The sequence below is a fragment of the Marinomonas sp. IMCC 4694 genome (genome assembly GCF_008122525.1).
In the GTDB taxonomy this organism is placed as follows: Bacteria; Pseudomonadota; Gammaproteobacteria; order Pseudomonadales; family Marinomonadaceae; genus Marinomonas.
On record NZ_VSRV01000001.1, the window covers coordinates 1,023,186 to 1,037,343 of the forward strand.

At 43.1% G+C, this 14,158-nt stretch carries 15 protein-coding genes and 3 pseudogenes; 10 read left to right on the top strand and 8 right to left on the bottom strand.

Annotated features, from left to right (window positions below):
* The first annotated feature begins 84 nt into the window (after positions 1 to 84).
* Both rimK and FXV75_RS04710 read left to right on the top strand, forming a co-directional pair.
* On the top strand, positions 85 to 990 hold the full coding sequence (rimK, locus tag FXV75_RS04705; RefSeq protein WP_148831420.1) for a 30S ribosomal protein S6--L-glutamate ligase: 906 nt from the start codon (positions 85 to 87) through the stop codon (positions 988 to 990).
* Positions 990 to 2,039, top strand: coding sequence for a succinylglutamate desuccinylase/aspartoacylase family protein (locus FXV75_RS04710; RefSeq protein ID WP_148831421.1), 1,050 nt, complete (start codon positions 990 to 992; stop codon positions 2,037 to 2,039). Before rimK ends, FXV75_RS04710 begins: the two co-directional genes overlap by 1 nt.
* A 138-nt stretch (positions 2,040 to 2,177) precedes the next feature.
* Here the strand turns inward: FXV75_RS04710 and FXV75_RS04715 are convergent, their stop codons facing one another.
* Both FXV75_RS04715 and FXV75_RS04720 read right to left on the bottom strand, forming a co-directional pair.
* Positions 2,178 to 2,549 (bottom strand): YkvA family protein, encoded by a 372-nt coding sequence (locus tag FXV75_RS04715; protein WP_148831422.1) that lies wholly within the window; start codon positions 2,547 to 2,549, stop codon positions 2,178 to 2,180.
* A gap of 23 nt (positions 2,550 to 2,572) precedes the next feature.
* Positions 2,573 to 3,262 (bottom strand): hypothetical protein, encoded by a 690-nt coding sequence (locus FXV75_RS04720; protein ID WP_148831423.1) that lies wholly within the window; start codon positions 3,260 to 3,262, stop codon positions 2,573 to 2,575.
* On the opposite strand from FXV75_RS04720, the gene tnpB (FXV75_RS04725) reads away from it, so the two are divergent.
* The 3 genes and pseudogenes from tnpB (FXV75_RS04725) to FXV75_RS04735 all read left to right on the top strand — a co-directional run.
* Complete coding sequence (gene tnpB / locus FXV75_RS04725) at positions 3,261 to 3,623, top strand: IS66 family insertion sequence element accessory protein TnpB (RefSeq protein WP_148830796.1); 363 nt, start codon at positions 3,261 to 3,263, stop codon at positions 3,621 to 3,623. The genes FXV75_RS04720 and tnpB (FXV75_RS04725) overlap by 2 nt on opposite strands.
* A gap of 26 nt (positions 3,624 to 3,649) precedes the next feature.
* A complete protein-coding gene (gene tnpC / locus FXV75_RS04730) occupies positions 3,650 to 5,227 on the top strand; it encodes an IS66 family transposase (protein WP_148830795.1) in 1,578 nt (525 codons plus the stop codon).
* Positions 5,228 to 5,440: 213 nt separating this feature from the next.
* Positions 5,441 to 5,863 (top strand): annotated as a pseudogene (locus FXV75_RS04735) (transposase); the annotation flags it as partial.
* A gap of 287 nt (positions 5,864 to 6,150) precedes the next feature.
* On the opposite strand, the gene tnpC (FXV75_RS04740) reads toward FXV75_RS04735, so the two are convergent.
* Entirely contained in the window at positions 6,151 to 7,728 is a 1,578-nt protein-coding gene (tnpC, locus tag FXV75_RS04740; protein WP_148830795.1) for an IS66 family transposase, read from the bottom strand.
* A gap of 26 nt (positions 7,729 to 7,754) precedes the next feature.
* Positions 7,755 to 8,117 carry an IS66 family insertion sequence element accessory protein TnpB gene (tnpB, locus tag FXV75_RS04745; RefSeq protein ID WP_148830796.1) on the bottom strand — a complete coding sequence of 121 codons (363 nt, stop codon included), beginning with the start codon at positions 8,115 to 8,117 and terminating at the stop codon, positions 7,755 to 7,757.
* A 100-nt stretch (positions 8,118 to 8,217) separates the two neighbouring features.
* Here tnpB (FXV75_RS04745) and FXV75_RS04750 point away from each other — a divergent pair.
* Positions 8,218 to 8,745: pseudogene (locus FXV75_RS04750) on the top strand (transposase); the annotation flags it as partial.
* Between the two features lie 155 nt (positions 8,746 to 8,900).
* On the opposite strand, the gene FXV75_RS04755 reads toward FXV75_RS04750, so the two are convergent.
* The 4 genes from FXV75_RS04755 to FXV75_RS04770 all read right to left on the bottom strand — a co-directional run bounded on the left by FXV75_RS04755 (position 8,901) and on the right by FXV75_RS04770 (position 11,657).
* Positions 8,901 to 9,182, bottom strand: coding sequence for a DUF3944 domain-containing protein (locus tag FXV75_RS04755; protein WP_148831425.1), 282 nt, complete (start codon positions 9,180 to 9,182; stop codon positions 8,901 to 8,903).
* 46 nt (positions 9,183 to 9,228) lie between these two features.
* Positions 9,229 to 10,050 carry a DUF726 domain-containing protein gene (locus tag FXV75_RS04760; RefSeq protein WP_148831426.1) on the bottom strand — a complete coding sequence of 274 codons (822 nt, stop codon included), beginning with the start codon at positions 10,048 to 10,050 and terminating at the stop codon, positions 9,229 to 9,231.
* A 26-nt stretch (positions 10,051 to 10,076) separates the two neighbouring features.
* The gene (locus FXV75_RS04765) at positions 10,077 to 10,340 is read right to left on the bottom strand and encodes a hypothetical protein (protein WP_148831427.1); all 264 of its coding nucleotides are present in this window, start codon (positions 10,338 to 10,340) and stop codon (positions 10,077 to 10,079) included.
* A gap of 213 nt (positions 10,341 to 10,553) precedes the next feature.
* Positions 10,554 to 11,657, bottom strand: coding sequence for a transposase (locus FXV75_RS04770; RefSeq protein WP_187424847.1), 1,104 nt, complete (start codon positions 11,655 to 11,657; stop codon positions 10,554 to 10,556).
* 284 nt (positions 11,658 to 11,941) lie between these two features.
* Here FXV75_RS04770 and FXV75_RS04775 point away from each other — a divergent pair, with 284 nt between their 5' ends.
* The 4 genes and pseudogenes from FXV75_RS04775 (at position 11,942) to FXV75_RS04790 (ending at position 14,157) form a co-directional block, all read left to right on the top strand.
* Complete coding sequence (locus FXV75_RS04775) at positions 11,942 to 12,919, top strand: IS5 family transposase (RefSeq protein WP_148830718.1); 978 nt, start codon at positions 11,942 to 11,944, stop codon at positions 12,917 to 12,919.
* Between the two features lie 326 nt (positions 12,920 to 13,245).
* Positions 13,246 to 13,519 (top strand): annotated as a pseudogene (locus tag FXV75_RS04780) (transposase); the annotation flags it as partial.
* A 118-nt stretch (positions 13,520 to 13,637) separates the two neighbouring features.
* Complete coding sequence (gene tnpB / locus FXV75_RS04785) at positions 13,638 to 13,886, top strand: IS66 family insertion sequence element accessory protein TnpB (protein ID WP_262368597.1); 249 nt, start codon at positions 13,638 to 13,640, stop codon at positions 13,884 to 13,886.
* Between the two features lie 85 nt (positions 13,887 to 13,971).
* The gene (locus FXV75_RS04790) at positions 13,972 to 14,157 is read left to right on the top strand and encodes a hypothetical protein (protein ID WP_148831429.1); all 186 of its coding nucleotides are present in this window, start codon (positions 13,972 to 13,974) and stop codon (positions 14,155 to 14,157) included.
* The last annotated feature ends 1 nt before the right edge of the window (position 14,158 follow it).

A 14,158-nucleotide genomic window follows, 5' to 3' on the forward strand; every position in this document is an offset into this window, starting at 1 on the left:
AAGGTTATTTACTATTCTCGCGCCACGACTATCTGTGTTTTTTTAATAAGCTTCCCTACCTTCTTTTTTGTTCAAAGGACATCTATGAAAATCGCAATTCTTTCTCGTAATCCTAGACTGTATTCTACCCGTCGTTTGGTTGAGGCCGGTGAAAAGCTGGGTCATGAGGTGGATGTCATTGATACCATGCACTGTTATATGGACATCACCAGCAGCAATCCTTCTGTGCGCTTCAACGGTAAGCCTTTGCCAAAATACGATGCTGTGATTCCTCGCATTGGCGCCTCAGTGACCTTTTATGGTACGGCTGTGGTCCGACAATTTGAAATGATGGGCACTTACAGTATCAATGAATCCGTGGCGATCAGTCGTTCGCGGGATAAATTGCGTTCGCTGCAGCTGATGTCTCGAAAAGGGTTGGGATTACCCAAAACGGGCTTTGCGAATCATCCAGATAAAATCGGCGATTTATTGAAAAACGTCGGTGGCGCGCCTGTTGTAATCAAGTTGTTAGAGGGTACACAGGGTATTGGTGTGGTATTGGCTGAGTCGAATAAAACCGCTGAGTCAATCATTGAAGCTTTTATGGGGTTAAAAGCCAATATTTTGGTACAAGAATACATCAAAGAAGCGGGTGGCGCGGACATTCGTTGTTTGGTCGTGGGTGGAAAAGTTATTGCGGCCATGAAGCGTCAAGGTGCAGAAGGTGAGTTCCGTTCAAACTTGCACCGCGGTGGAACGGCTTCTTTAATCCGTTTGACTCCTGAAGAGCGCCGTACCGCAGTGGAAGCCGCAAAAGCGATGGGCCTAAACATGTGTGGTGTGGATATTTTGCGCTCCAACAATGGCCCCTTGATCATGGAGGTGAATTCCTCTCCTGGTTTAGAAGGCATCGAGACAGCTACTGGTAAAGATGTTGCTTCAATGATCATCGAGCACATCGAAAAAACCGCGTTTTTGGGCACAACTAAAACGAAAGGAAAAGGTTAATGAGCGCTTCAATATTAACCATCGGTGATGTGGACATTCCTTTAGGCGGCACGGCACGGATTAAGTTGCCGATGGTGAAGCTGTACACGGACACCAATATGTCTATGCCGGTGTTTGTGAAACGTGGCAAACGCTCTGGGCCGACGTTATTTATTAGCGCTGCGATTCATGGGGACGAACTAAACGGCATTGAAATCATCAGCCGCATCATTCAAAGCAAATATCTTGAAAACATCAAGGGCACCTTGATTGCAGTGCCGATAGTGAACGGTTATGGCGTATTGAATCAAAGTCGTTATTTGCCTGACCGTCGTGACTTAAATCGATCTTTTCCGGGTTCTAAGCGTGGCTCATTGGCTGGGCGCGTCGCGGATCGCTTTCTAAGTGAAATTGTGTCAAAAGCCGACTACGGTATTGATCTTCATACGGGCAGTTTGCACCGAACTAATTTTCCACAAGTCAGAGCGAATTTAGACGATGCCGAAACCCTAGCGATTGCGAAAGCATTTGGTGTGCCCGTACTGATGAACTCCAATTTACGCGATGGCTCCTTGCGTGAATGCGCTAACGACGTGGGGGCAAAAGTGATTTTGTACGAAGCAGGCGAGGCTTTGCGTTTTGATGAATTATCCATTCGTGCCGGCGTAAAAGGCATTGTGGGAGTGATGCGTTATTTAGGTATGCTGCCAAAGTCGCGCAGTAAAAAGTCCTTGTCAGAACCGCGGATTGCCCGCAGTAGCAGCTGGGTAAGAGCGACCGACAGCGGTTTCACAACCCACATAAAAGAGCTGGGTGACTTGGTGGAAGCCGGCGACGTACTGGCCGAAATTAAAGACCCTTACGGTGATATTTTAGATAAGGTGCTGTGCAAAAACGGCGGCATCATTATTGGTAAGCAAAATATTCCCCTGGTTCAAGAAGGCGATGCCATGTATCACATTGCCCACTTTACTTCACCAGATGAAGTGGCGGGTCATGTGGAAAGCATGCAAGACGAATTAATGGACAGCGATGCGTCTTTGAGCTTGGTGGACTATAAGTCGTCTTAACACGTTGTTATGGCTGAAAATAACATTTCTAATGAAAATGTCTAAAAATAACATGGCGTTTCTTGACTGAAACGCCATTATTCAGGAACGATTAATAAGATACTGCGCATAGCGATGTACATTTTAAAAACGCTTAGTTTATCCAAAAAACGATTTCAATTTTGTTTCTGTTTTAGCAATAACCTCATCGTCTATTAGCACTGCAACAGCATACAATGCACTTGCTATGATCGCCATATCGTCTGTATACCCTAAAAAAGGAGTAAGATCAGGTATGATATCAAAAGGAGAAACAAGATAAGCAAGCGCACCATAAATTATAGCTTTATGTTTGGCAGTGCAGAATTCACTCTCTAAAGCATAATAAAGTTGAAGTACTTTCCGCATCGATTCTAAACCAATAACTTTTGCATACTTAAGGGTTTTTTCCCAAAACCCTGTTTCTGAATAACCTTCAATATTAATGCCAGCACTATTTTTATCAAAATCTTCACTTGATATTTTATCCATTCTTAAATCCTTTTTATATAGACTCAATTTAAATCTAATTTTAGAGTGCCCTTATGAAGGAGGGCTACATTATACTCTGATTTTGATATTTTTTTGAAGTTTATTTCATTGTCTTGAAATAATTTTACATGTTTAACATCTTCACTCAAAATTATACTCTTAGTTTTTTTCTTACAAAATTCACCATAGGAAAAAAGGGTTTTCTTGTATCTCATTGATGAGATTTTTAATATGTGATCTGCCATTTTGAATTTCCCTTGGCTTTCATAAAGCTGATTTTCTATATAAATTCCTTTTGGCATTATATCTAATAAAGTATTAATAAAATCCAACATTAAATCAGTATGACGTTCACTCATATTATCCAAAAGCCCAATAAAATTATCGACCAAGGAAAACAATTCATTTCTTTTTATTGCCATTTCACTAAGATATATATTTGCAATGTCCTTAGATTCAGTAGTCAAGTCTTTATCAAGCAACAACACTCTAGCAGATTCTACGATACCAAAGTATTCAGTTAATTTACCTATAAAATAAATAGCATTTTGAGAGTGTATGTCTTGTGAAATTATATCTATCTTATCTTGTAACTTGCCCAGTTTATTTGCCAAATACATCGTTTGAAGGTAAGCGTCCGGCAAACCACACATTTTAATCCCTTTACAACTCCTTAAAGTCTGTTGTCTTTTAAATAGGAGCAACAGACTCATGTTTACCGCGTCATCTCAACTCAACGTCACCCTTATTTGTGGCCCTACCGATATGCGAAAAGCCATTGATGGACTCTGTAATATTGTCGCCTACAATCTTGAAAAAGAGCCTTGTAGCGAACAATTGTTTGTCTTCTGTGGACGAGCACGTGACAAGATCAAAATCCTGCAATGGTCAAACAATGGTTTTTGGTTACATTACAAACGATTGGAAAAAGGCCACTTCCAATGGCCGGGGATTGATGATGAACTCTTGTCCCTTCAGGTTTCCTCCAGACAACTCAATTGGTTGCTGGACGGCCTACCGATTCATTCTTCACAAGCTCATCCGCATTTAACCTACCGATATCATGACGAATAGCCCATTTGGTTGGTATAATCCAACCCATGAAAATACGCTCAGAAGACTTACCCAATGACATTGACTCGCTTAAGGCCAAATTGCTTGAGCAAGCTTTGCTATTGGATGAAAAAGACAGTCTTCTGGGTAAAAAGGATATTCTGCTTGCCCAATGGCAATCCAAGTATCAGCTTATTTTGGAACAGTGGCGTTTGGCGCAGCAAAAGCAGTTTGGCAAAAGCTCGGAAGTCTCGCCCGGCCAAGGAGAGTTGTTTGATGAAAGTGCGATTGAGGCAGCAGAGGCATTAACCGATGCCGAGCCTGAAACGCAAACCATCTCTTACACTCGTGCCAAGCCTAAGCGCAAACCCTTGCCCAAAGACCTGCCGCGCGAAATCGTTGTGCTGGACGCTGCCGAGTCTGATAAAGTCTGTTCCTGCTGCCAAGGGGCGCTTCATTGTATTGGTGAAGACCGTTCTGAAAAGTTAGAGTTTATCCCAGCCCAACTCAAGGTCATCGAAACAGTCCGCCCTAAATACGCGTGCCGTGAGTGTGAAAAGACAGGCACGCAGAACGCCATCAAACAAGCGGCTATGCCACCGAGTATTATCCCAAAAGGCATCGCCACACCGAGTTTGCTGAGTCAGATTATCACCGGTAAATTCCAATACAGCTTACCGCTCTATCGACAAGAAACCTTATTTAAACAATACGGTATTGAGTTAAGCCGACGAACCATGTCAGATTGGATGAAAAAATGTGCTGATGCCTTAGAGCCGCTTTATGAACGGCTACATCAAGAATTACTGAAACAGTCCGTCATCCAAGCCGATGAAACCACGCTTAATGTGATTAAAGAAGCTCGTTCAAAATGCTACATGTGGGTGTATTGCACTGGCAATGATGCCCCAGACAAACACAACCCGATCCCGAATATTGTCTTATACGATTACCAACCGACTCGAAGTGGGCAATGCGCCGTTGATTTTTTACAAGGCTTCGATGGCTATCTCAATGTGGATGGTTATCAAGCGTACGAATCGACCCAAGCCACGCTGGCAGGCTGCTGGGCACACGCACGTCGAAAATTCATTGAAGCCGAAAAAGGCATGCCAAAGGGCAAATCAGGAAAAGCGACCATCGCCATCAGCTACATCAAAAAACTGTACGCCATCGAAACGCTGGCCCAACAGGCCGACAATGCAGAAGCCGCATTTAAAATCCGTCAGGAACAAGTCCCCGAAGTCTTAGCGAACTACAAAGCATGGCTTGAAAAATCGGCTCAACAGGTGCCACCTAAATCCTTATTAGGCAAAGCCATCCAATACAATCTCAATCAATGGGACAAACTCAGTGTTTACTTGACTGATTGGCGCATCAACATCGACAACAATCGTGCTGAACGCGCCATTAAACCCTTCGTTATTGGACGTAAAAATTGGTTGTTTGCTAACACAGGAAGTGGCGCAAAATCCAGTGCCATGCTTTACAGCATCATCGAAACAGCGAAAGCCAATGGGCTTATCCCGTATGATTACTTAGTCAGATTGTTTGAAGAACTGCCGAGAAGAAAGGAAAATGATGACATGGACGATTTATTGCCGTGGAATATCAGGCTAACTTAAGTTTGAGAATAAAGAGAAAAACCTTCCCGCTGCATCCATGCAGCCTTGAATCTTCCTGAAAAGAGACAGAACCTCCATCCTGGAGGCGTGGGCAAATCCGTTCGCCCTCTGTCTAATAATTAATTTACCGATATAATCCCTTCCATGCAAGCCTGATGATAAAGAAACTCTTTTTCAAGGTGGTGATTACCGGACGCTTACGTTCAAGGCCAATTGATTCCTGCTTTACACCAAGAAATAGGCTTGTTGACCCCAAAACTTGAAAAACTGATTCATATCTTGGAATGGTCTCGCATCGAAGAGTTTGTGACACGCTTTTCGTATCGGACGGGGCGTCCTCCCCATGAACTCGCTTGGTTAGCCAACGCGTTTGTTGCCAAGGTAGTGCTTGGGCTTACCACCACGGTGCATCTAATAGAACGCCTAAACATGGACAAAGCATTACAGCGAATCTGTGGATTTCCGCTTCATAAGAAACTGCCCTCAGCCTCGACTTTTTCTCGTGCGTTCGAGACGTTTGCCAAAGATAAGTTGGCCGAACGTGCCCACGAGGTGCTGATCAAAATGCACTTTGGAGATCGTCTCATTGGGCATATCAGCCGAGACGGGACGGCGATTAAGGTGAGAGAACGTCCACAAAAGATCGACAAAGTGGACACGGATAAACCTAAGCTTAAAGGGCGGCCCCGCAAGGACAAAGATGAAAAACGCCCGATCAAATTGTAAGCGTCCGGTAATCACCACCTTGAAAAAGAGTTTCTTTATCATCAGGCTTGCATGGAAGGGATTATATCGGTAAATTAATTATTAGACAGAGGGCGAACGGATTTGCCCACGCCTCCAGGATGGAGGTTCTGTCTCTTTTCAGGAAGATTCAAGGCTGCATGGATGCAGCGGGAAGGTTTTTCTCTTTATTCTCAAACTTAAGTTAGCCTGATATTCCACGGCAATAAATCGTCCATGTCATCATTTTCCTTTCTTCTCGGCAGTTCTTCAAACAATCTGACTAAGTAATCATACGGGATAAGCCCATTGGCTTTCGCTGTTTCGATGATGCTGTAAAGCATGGCACTGGATTTTGCGCCACTTCCTGTGTTAGCAAACAACCAATTTTTACGTCCAATAACGAAGGGTTTAATGGCGCGTTCAGCACGATTGTTGTCGATGTTGATGCGCCAATCAGTCAAGTAAACACTGAGTTTGTCCCATTGATTGAGATTGTATTGGATGGCTTTGCCTAATAAGGATTTAGGTGGCACCTGTTGAGCCGATTTTTCAAGCCATGCTTTGTAGTTCGCTAAGACTTCGGGGACTTGTTCCTGACGGATTTTAAATGCGGCTTCTGCATTGTCGGCCTGTTGGGCCAGCGTTTCGATGGCGTACAGTTTTTTGATGTAGCTGATGGCGATGGTCGCTTTTCCTGATTTGCCCTTTGGCATGCCTTTTTCGGCTTCAATGAATTTTCGACGTGCGTGTGCCCAGCAGCCTGCCAGCGTGGCTTGGGTCGATTCGTACGCTTGATAACCATCCACATTGAGATAGCCATCGAAGCCTTGTAAAAAATCAACGGCGCATTGCCCACTTCGAGTCGGTTGGTAATCGTATAAGACAATATTCGGGATCGGGTTGTGTTTGTCTGGGGCATCATTGCCAGTGCAATACACCCACATGTAGCATTTTGAACGAGCTTCTTTAATCACATTAAGCGTGGTTTCATCGGCTTGGATGACGGACTGTTTCAGTAATTCTTGATGTAGCCGTTCATAAAGCGGCTCTAAGGCATCAGCACATTTTTTCATCCAATCTGACATGGTTCGTCGGCTTAACTCAATACCGTATTGTTTAAATAAGGTTTCTTGTCGATAGAGCGGTAAGCTGTATTGGAATTTACCGGTGATAATCTGACTCAGCAAACTCGGTGTGGCGATGCCTTTTGGGATAATACTCGGTGGCATAGCCGCTTGTTTGATGGCGTTCTGCGTGCCTGTCTTTTCACACTCACGGCACGCGTATTTAGGGCGGACTGTTTCGATGACCTTGAGTTGGGCTGGGATAAACTCTAACTTTTCAGAACGGTCTTCACCAATACAATGAAGCGCCCCTTGGCAGCAGGAACAGACTTTATCAGACTCGGCAGCGTCCAGCACAACGATTTCGCGCGGCAGGTCTTTGGGCAAGGGTTTGCGCTTAGGCTTGGCACGAGTGTAAGAGATGGTTTGCGTTTCAGGCTCGGCATCGGTTAATGCCTCTGCTGCCTCAATCGCACTTTCATCAAACAACTCTCCTTGGCCGGGCGAGACTTCCGAGCTTTTGCCAAACTGCTTTTGCTGCGCCAAACGCCACTGTTCCAAAATAAGCTGATACTTGGATTGCCATTGGGCAAGCAGAATATCCTTTTTACCCAGAAGACTGTCTTTTTCATCCAATAGCAAAGCTTGCTCAAGCAATTTGGCCTTAAGCGAGTCAATGTCATTGGGTAAGTCTTCTGAGCGTATTTTCATGGGTTGGATTATACCAACCAAATGGGCTATTCGTCATGATATCGGTAGGTTAAATGCGGATGAGCTTGTGAAGAATGAATCGGTAGGCCGTCCAGCAACCAATTGAGTTGTCTGGAGGAAACCTGAAGGGACAAGAGTTCATCATCAATCCCCGGCCATTGGAAGTGGCCTTTTTCCAATCGTTTGTAATGTAACCAAAAACCATTGTTTGACCATTGCAGGATTTTGATCTTGTCACGTGCTCGTCCACAGAAGACAAACAATTGTTCGCTACAAGGCTCTTTTTCAAGATTGTAGGCGACAATATTACAGAGTCCATCAATGGCTTTTCGCATATCGGTAGGGCCACAAATAAGGGTGACGTTGAGTTGAGATGACGCGGTAAACATGAGTCTGTTGCTCCTATTTAAAAGACAACAGACTTTAAGGAGTTGTAAAGGGATTAAAATGTGTGGTTTGCCGGACGCTTACATCAAATTCAATGTGGCACGGCAACGTACCCAATGCCTAGAAGAGATGCTTAAAGAGATCCCGGTTGATTGCCGTCGTGGCACAAAATGCAATGCTCAAGGCTATAAAAACAGCTGGAATGGCTACAAACTGCATCTAGACATTGCAGACTGTGGCGTCCCCATCTCCGCTTTGCTGTCCTCAGCCTCCATGCATGACAGCCGTGCCGCCATCCCTCTGTCTCACATCAGTGCGGCGAGGGTGACCAACCTTTATGATCTGATGGACGCCGCCTACTGCAGTATTGACCTGCATGAGCACAGTAGAGAGTTAGGGCATGTGCCCCTGATAGATCACAACCCCAGAGGGGGCGAGAAAGAAGGATTTGAACCCGCCGATACGGTGCGTTATCGGGAACGTTCGGGCGCAGAACGAGCCAATGGCCGACTCAAGGATGAGTTCGGAGGTCGACACATCTGGGTACGTGGTGAGGTAAAAGTCATGAGTCACCTGATGTTTGGCATTTTAGTACTGAGTGTCGATCAACTGCTTCGACTGCGGCAATAAATCGCAGAAAGATAAGTCATGTATCGAGGATATTGTGCTTCTGGGGTGGTCACAGAACGAGCCGCTATGATCAAAAAAGAGAGAAAAGCGATGACGACCTAGTCAAAATAGAAAATGCATAGAAACACATGCTTAACTGAGTAAAAAAACAGCCTCTAAAGGGGCGATAAGTTATCCACAAATGGGTTGGCTATTAGTTTTGCAAGATGCTCAATAGTGTCTCCACCGTAATGCTGAATCTCTGCTCCTATCAACTGCCATACCTTGCGGTAATCACCGTTTGCCTCAATGAAATCTTTATTACCAATTAATGACTCAGATTTTCTTTTTTTACCATCCTTATCTAAAGTTAAATGCTTTACAAGAATGTCAAGCATTTCATTATCAGCATATCTTAGAAAGGCTAAATCCTTATCTTCTTTGTATTTACAACTCACACCAACTTCCTTATATGAATATCACCTATTAACTTAAAACCATTTACTATTCTGAGCTATTCTTAATAGCAAGTATTCTTTGTTTTATTCGCCTTGGCTCAAGGATTTTTTTATTCAAATATCGACCCATTTCCTTGTTTTTGAAACTAAGATGGCCACTAGCATATTTTGAAACATCAACATTAAATATAGAAAATTCATCTTTAATTAACAAGGGAAATAACCCAATAGGTTTATGATCAAACAAACATCCTATTTTATAAGCTGTCTTAAGAACAAAATCATTATTACTCATGCAATTAATAATTTTAATTGATTTGTGTGACAACAGTACAGGCTTCCACTCATTTTCTTCTGATGAAACAGCGCCAGCAAGAAGATATGAAGCACTAACAACAGATTTATCTAAGTGTGATAGCGTATGATAAACAACTCGTGCGCCTAATGAATGTCCCATTAATATACAGCCATGTAATTCTTTATTTTTATTAATAAGAACAGATAGGTCTTGCCCAACTCTACGAGTCTCATTAAAAGCACCACTCCAAAGACCTGCAATTTTATTAACTGCAATAGTGCTTGTAGCGGCTAAAATAGCTTTTAATTTAAATGAGCTAGCTAGCATCAATAGTCTTTTATTGACTGAGAAAAGCCCATCGTTTTTTAATGCGCTAAGAAGGTCGCCTGCATTCCACTTAGCATGATAAACTTTATTTTTTGGATATAATTCATTAATAAAAAGCAACCAATCATCTATTTTTTCATCGCTTCCTGAAAGAAAGCCATTAATTATAATGACAGCTGGAAAATCACCACCTTTAACCTCTTTTAAGATTAAGGTCTTATTAAAATCATTTGTAATAGTCATATTGAAATCATGTCAAATAATAAAATCTAGAAAATGAAATTGATAAATTTATTAATAAATAAAGTGCCAACTGAAGTGATTAAGATTAAAATATTTATACATAGATATTTAATTTGGCTTTTATGGATTGCCTCTCTTTCTTCTGCCATTTCTTCTCTTATATCTTTAGCTATTTTATTTATTTTAGTGTCTACTATATCTAAGAATTTTTCAGTCTTTTCATATACTGGTTCAACATCCTGTATGGCATTACCAACAGATTCTCTTAGCTCACTAAAGCTCTTAACCATCGAGCATCTTGCAAAACTAATAGCCAACCCATTTGTGGATAACTTATCGCCCTTTTAGAGGCTGTTTTTTTACTCAGTTAAGCATGTGTTTCTATGCATTTTCTATTTTGACTAGGTCGTCATCGCTTTTCTCTCTTTATTGATCATAGCGGCTCGTTCTGTGACCACCCCAGAAGCACAATATCCTCGATACATGACTTATCTTTCTGCGATTTATTGCCGCAGTCGAAGCAGTTGATCGACACTCAGTACTAAAATGCCAAACATCAGGTGACTCATGACTTTTACCTCACCACGTACCCAGATGTGTCGACCTCCGAACTCATCCTTGAGTCGGCCATTGGCTCGTTCTGCGCCCGAACGTTCCCGATAACGCACCGTATCGGCGGGTTCAAATCCTTCTTTCTCGCCCCCTCTGGGGTTGTGATCTATCAGGGGCACATGCCCTAACTCTCTACTGTGCTCATGCAGGTCAATACTGCAGTAGGCGGCGTCCATCAGATCATAAAGGTTGGTCACCCTCGCCGCACTGATGTGAGACAGAGGGATGGCGGCACGGCTGTCATGCATGGAGGCTGAGGACAGCAAAGCGGAGATGGGGACGCCACAGTCTGCAATGTCTAGATGCAGTTTGTAGCCATTCCAGCTGTTTTTATAGCCTTGAGCATTGCATTTTGTGCCACGACGGCAATCAACCGGGATCTCTTTAAGCATCTCTTCTAGGCATTGGGTACGTTGCCGTGCCACATTGAATTTGATCGGGCGGTTTTCATCTTTGTCCTTGCGGGGCCGCCCTTTAAGCTTAGGTTTATCCGTGTCCACTTTGTCGATCTTTTGTGGACGTTCTCTCACCTTAATCGCCGTCCCGTCTCGGCTGATATGCCCAATGAGACGATCTCCAAAGTGCATTTTGATCAGCACCTCGTGGGCACGTTCGGCCAACTTATCTTTGGCAAACGTCTCGAACGCACGAGAAAAAGTCGAGGCTGAGGGCAGTTTCTTATGAAGCGGAAATCCACAGATTCGCTGTAATGCTTTGTCCATGTTTAGGCGTTCTATTAGATGCACCGTGGTGGTAAGCCCAAGCACTACCTTGGCAACAAACGCGTTGGCTAACCAAGCGAGTTCATGGGGAGGACGCCCCGTCCGATACGAAAAGCGTGTCACAAACTCTTCGATGCGAGACCATTCCAAGATATGAATCAGTTTTTCAAGTTTTGGGGTCAACAAGCCTATTTCTTGGTGTAAAGCAGGAATCAATTGGCCTTGAACGATTTGCCAGCGTTGCATTATTTGTTGGGGCGTCGTAGCATTCATAGAGTGGGTATGTCGATGTTGTGTGAGAACGCTATCGTCGCCGGAAACGGCAGCCCACGTCTTCTCTTTTTTCGTTATTCCACGAATAGATATGGCTTATATCGACAGTTTTGCAATTACCTCCATCATATTTCCTTTATATTTTTAGATTATTCTCAATAATACAACAATATAAACTAATATAAACTAATATAAACTAATATAAACTAATAGAGACCTTTGCACGAATAATCCCCTTCGATCCTATGAGATAATAACCAAAAGCAAAGAAGAGCAATCAAAAAATGGCGTGGAAAGAGTTAAAACAACAGAGCTTTGCCGATGCGCTGCAAGCATCGAATCGGTTTATTGAAGAATTTGACGAGATTCATGACTTGTTGAATTGGTCCTGCATTGAGCGATTATTCTGTGACATTCACAACCGTACAAAAGGTGAACGCGCTTGGCCTCCGTTGATGATGTTTAAAGCTTTGTTATTGCAATCATGGCACAACCTAAGTGACCCAGCGCTGGAAAAAGCACTGGCTCGCGACTTATTATTTCGCCGGTTTGTCGGTGTCGGCCTAGATCAAGGCGTTCCCGACCACAGTACAATTTGGCGTTTCCGTAATCTGCTAGAGAAAAACGGATTACTAGACGCAGCGATGACCGAGATCAATGCCCAGTTAGCCGAACAAAGTCTGATCATCAAACAAGGTGAGATAAGCATCATAGATGCCAGCGTGATAGAAGCGAAGAATGCTCGTCCTCGTAAGAATGCTGAGGGTAAAAACACGCAAGACCCAGAAGCAGGCTATAGCGTTAAGCAAAGCAGCGATGGAAAACGTAAAACCACCTATGGTTTTAAGGCCCATACAAATGTGGATGAGGATGGTTTTGTCAAAGAAGTCATGCTCACGGCAGGCAATGTTCACGATTCGATTCCATTTGAATCGATACTCACTGGTCATGAGCGGGAAGTGTATGCAGACAGTGCGTACAAAAGTGCCCAGCACAGCAGGTTATTGAAGCAAAAAAAGGTCAAAGAATGCATTATCCATCGAGCTTATCGTAATAGACCTCTTAACGAGGATCAAGAAAAGCAAAACCGTTATTTTTCCAGTATTCGTTCCCGTGTAGAGCATGTCTTTGGGATAATGAAATTGCACTATGGGTTAGGTAAAGCGCGTTATCTAGGACGGGCTCGCAATCAGGCTAGGGTGAGTTTAATTTGTATGGCTTACAACCTAAAACGGGCGTTTCGTATCCAACGAGAATGCTGAGATAGCAAGTAAAGTCCGTCCAAGTGGACTATGTGGGCATTTTTATGAGTTAAAGAGCACTGATTTTTAACGATGTTGACCGTTTTCTATAAAGACGTTGATTGAATTTTTTATAAAAGACCTTTGGCAAGCAATATGGCTAGATCGACTGCTCATGCAAAGGTCTCTAATATAAACTAATATAAACTAATATAAACTAATATAAACTAATTTAAACCTAAGTTCACCCTAAGTTCACCCCAAAAAAATCGACCCACCAAAGGAAGATGTGAACAAGCCTTCACCATGAGACAATTCATTTTTAACCTTCGAGTCTCACCATCACCGTGTCACATCAACTCATTTTTGGCGATAGCGAATCCAACAACAAACGTCGTAAAACACGCAAAGAGATTTTCTTGACTCGAATGGATAACTTGATGCCCGTGGGATCAGCTTGAAGCGGTTATTGAACCTTTCTATCCAAAAGCTGGGTAGGGAAGAAGACCATACCCTCTGTCTACGATGTTTCGCATTCACTGCATGCCGCATTGTTACAACATGAGCGATCCTGCTATGAAAGACGCGCTTTATGAAATCACGTTCATGCATTTGTTTGCTGGCAAACGTCGGTTACACCTCACATAGTATTATCTACCAAAAACCATAAAGTCTTTTATTCTTTAAATTGGGATAAAAGACTCATGTTACGGCTTCCGCTCAACTTAATGTAACCCTCATTTGTGGGCCAACCGATATGCATAAAGTCATTGATGTGCTGTGCAATATTGTAGCGTACTATCTGGAAAAAGAGCTTTGTAGTGACCATATTTTCGTCTTTTGTGGACGAGAGCGCGATAAAGTCAAAATTTTATATTGGGCGTCGAATGGTTTTTGGTTGCATTATAAGCGCCTTGAAAAAGGGCATTTTCAGTTGTCAGGTATTGATGATGAACAACTGTCTATTCAAGTCTCACCCGTCAGTTAAATTGGTTGTTGGATGGTCTTTCGCTCAATGTAGAAGACGCCCATCCGCATCTAACCTATGGAGACAGTTTGGTAAAGGCTCTGAAGTGTCCCTAAGTCAAGGCGATCTGTTTGATGAGTCAGACGGTGACTCTCAAGAAGACAACGTCTATGTTGAAGCAGATAGCCAAACGGTTTTCTATACGCGCACCAAATCCTTCGTTATTGGTCGTAAAAACTGGTTGTGTGTGTCACGAAGGAGACATTATGAAGTAGAACTGATTACAGCATGAT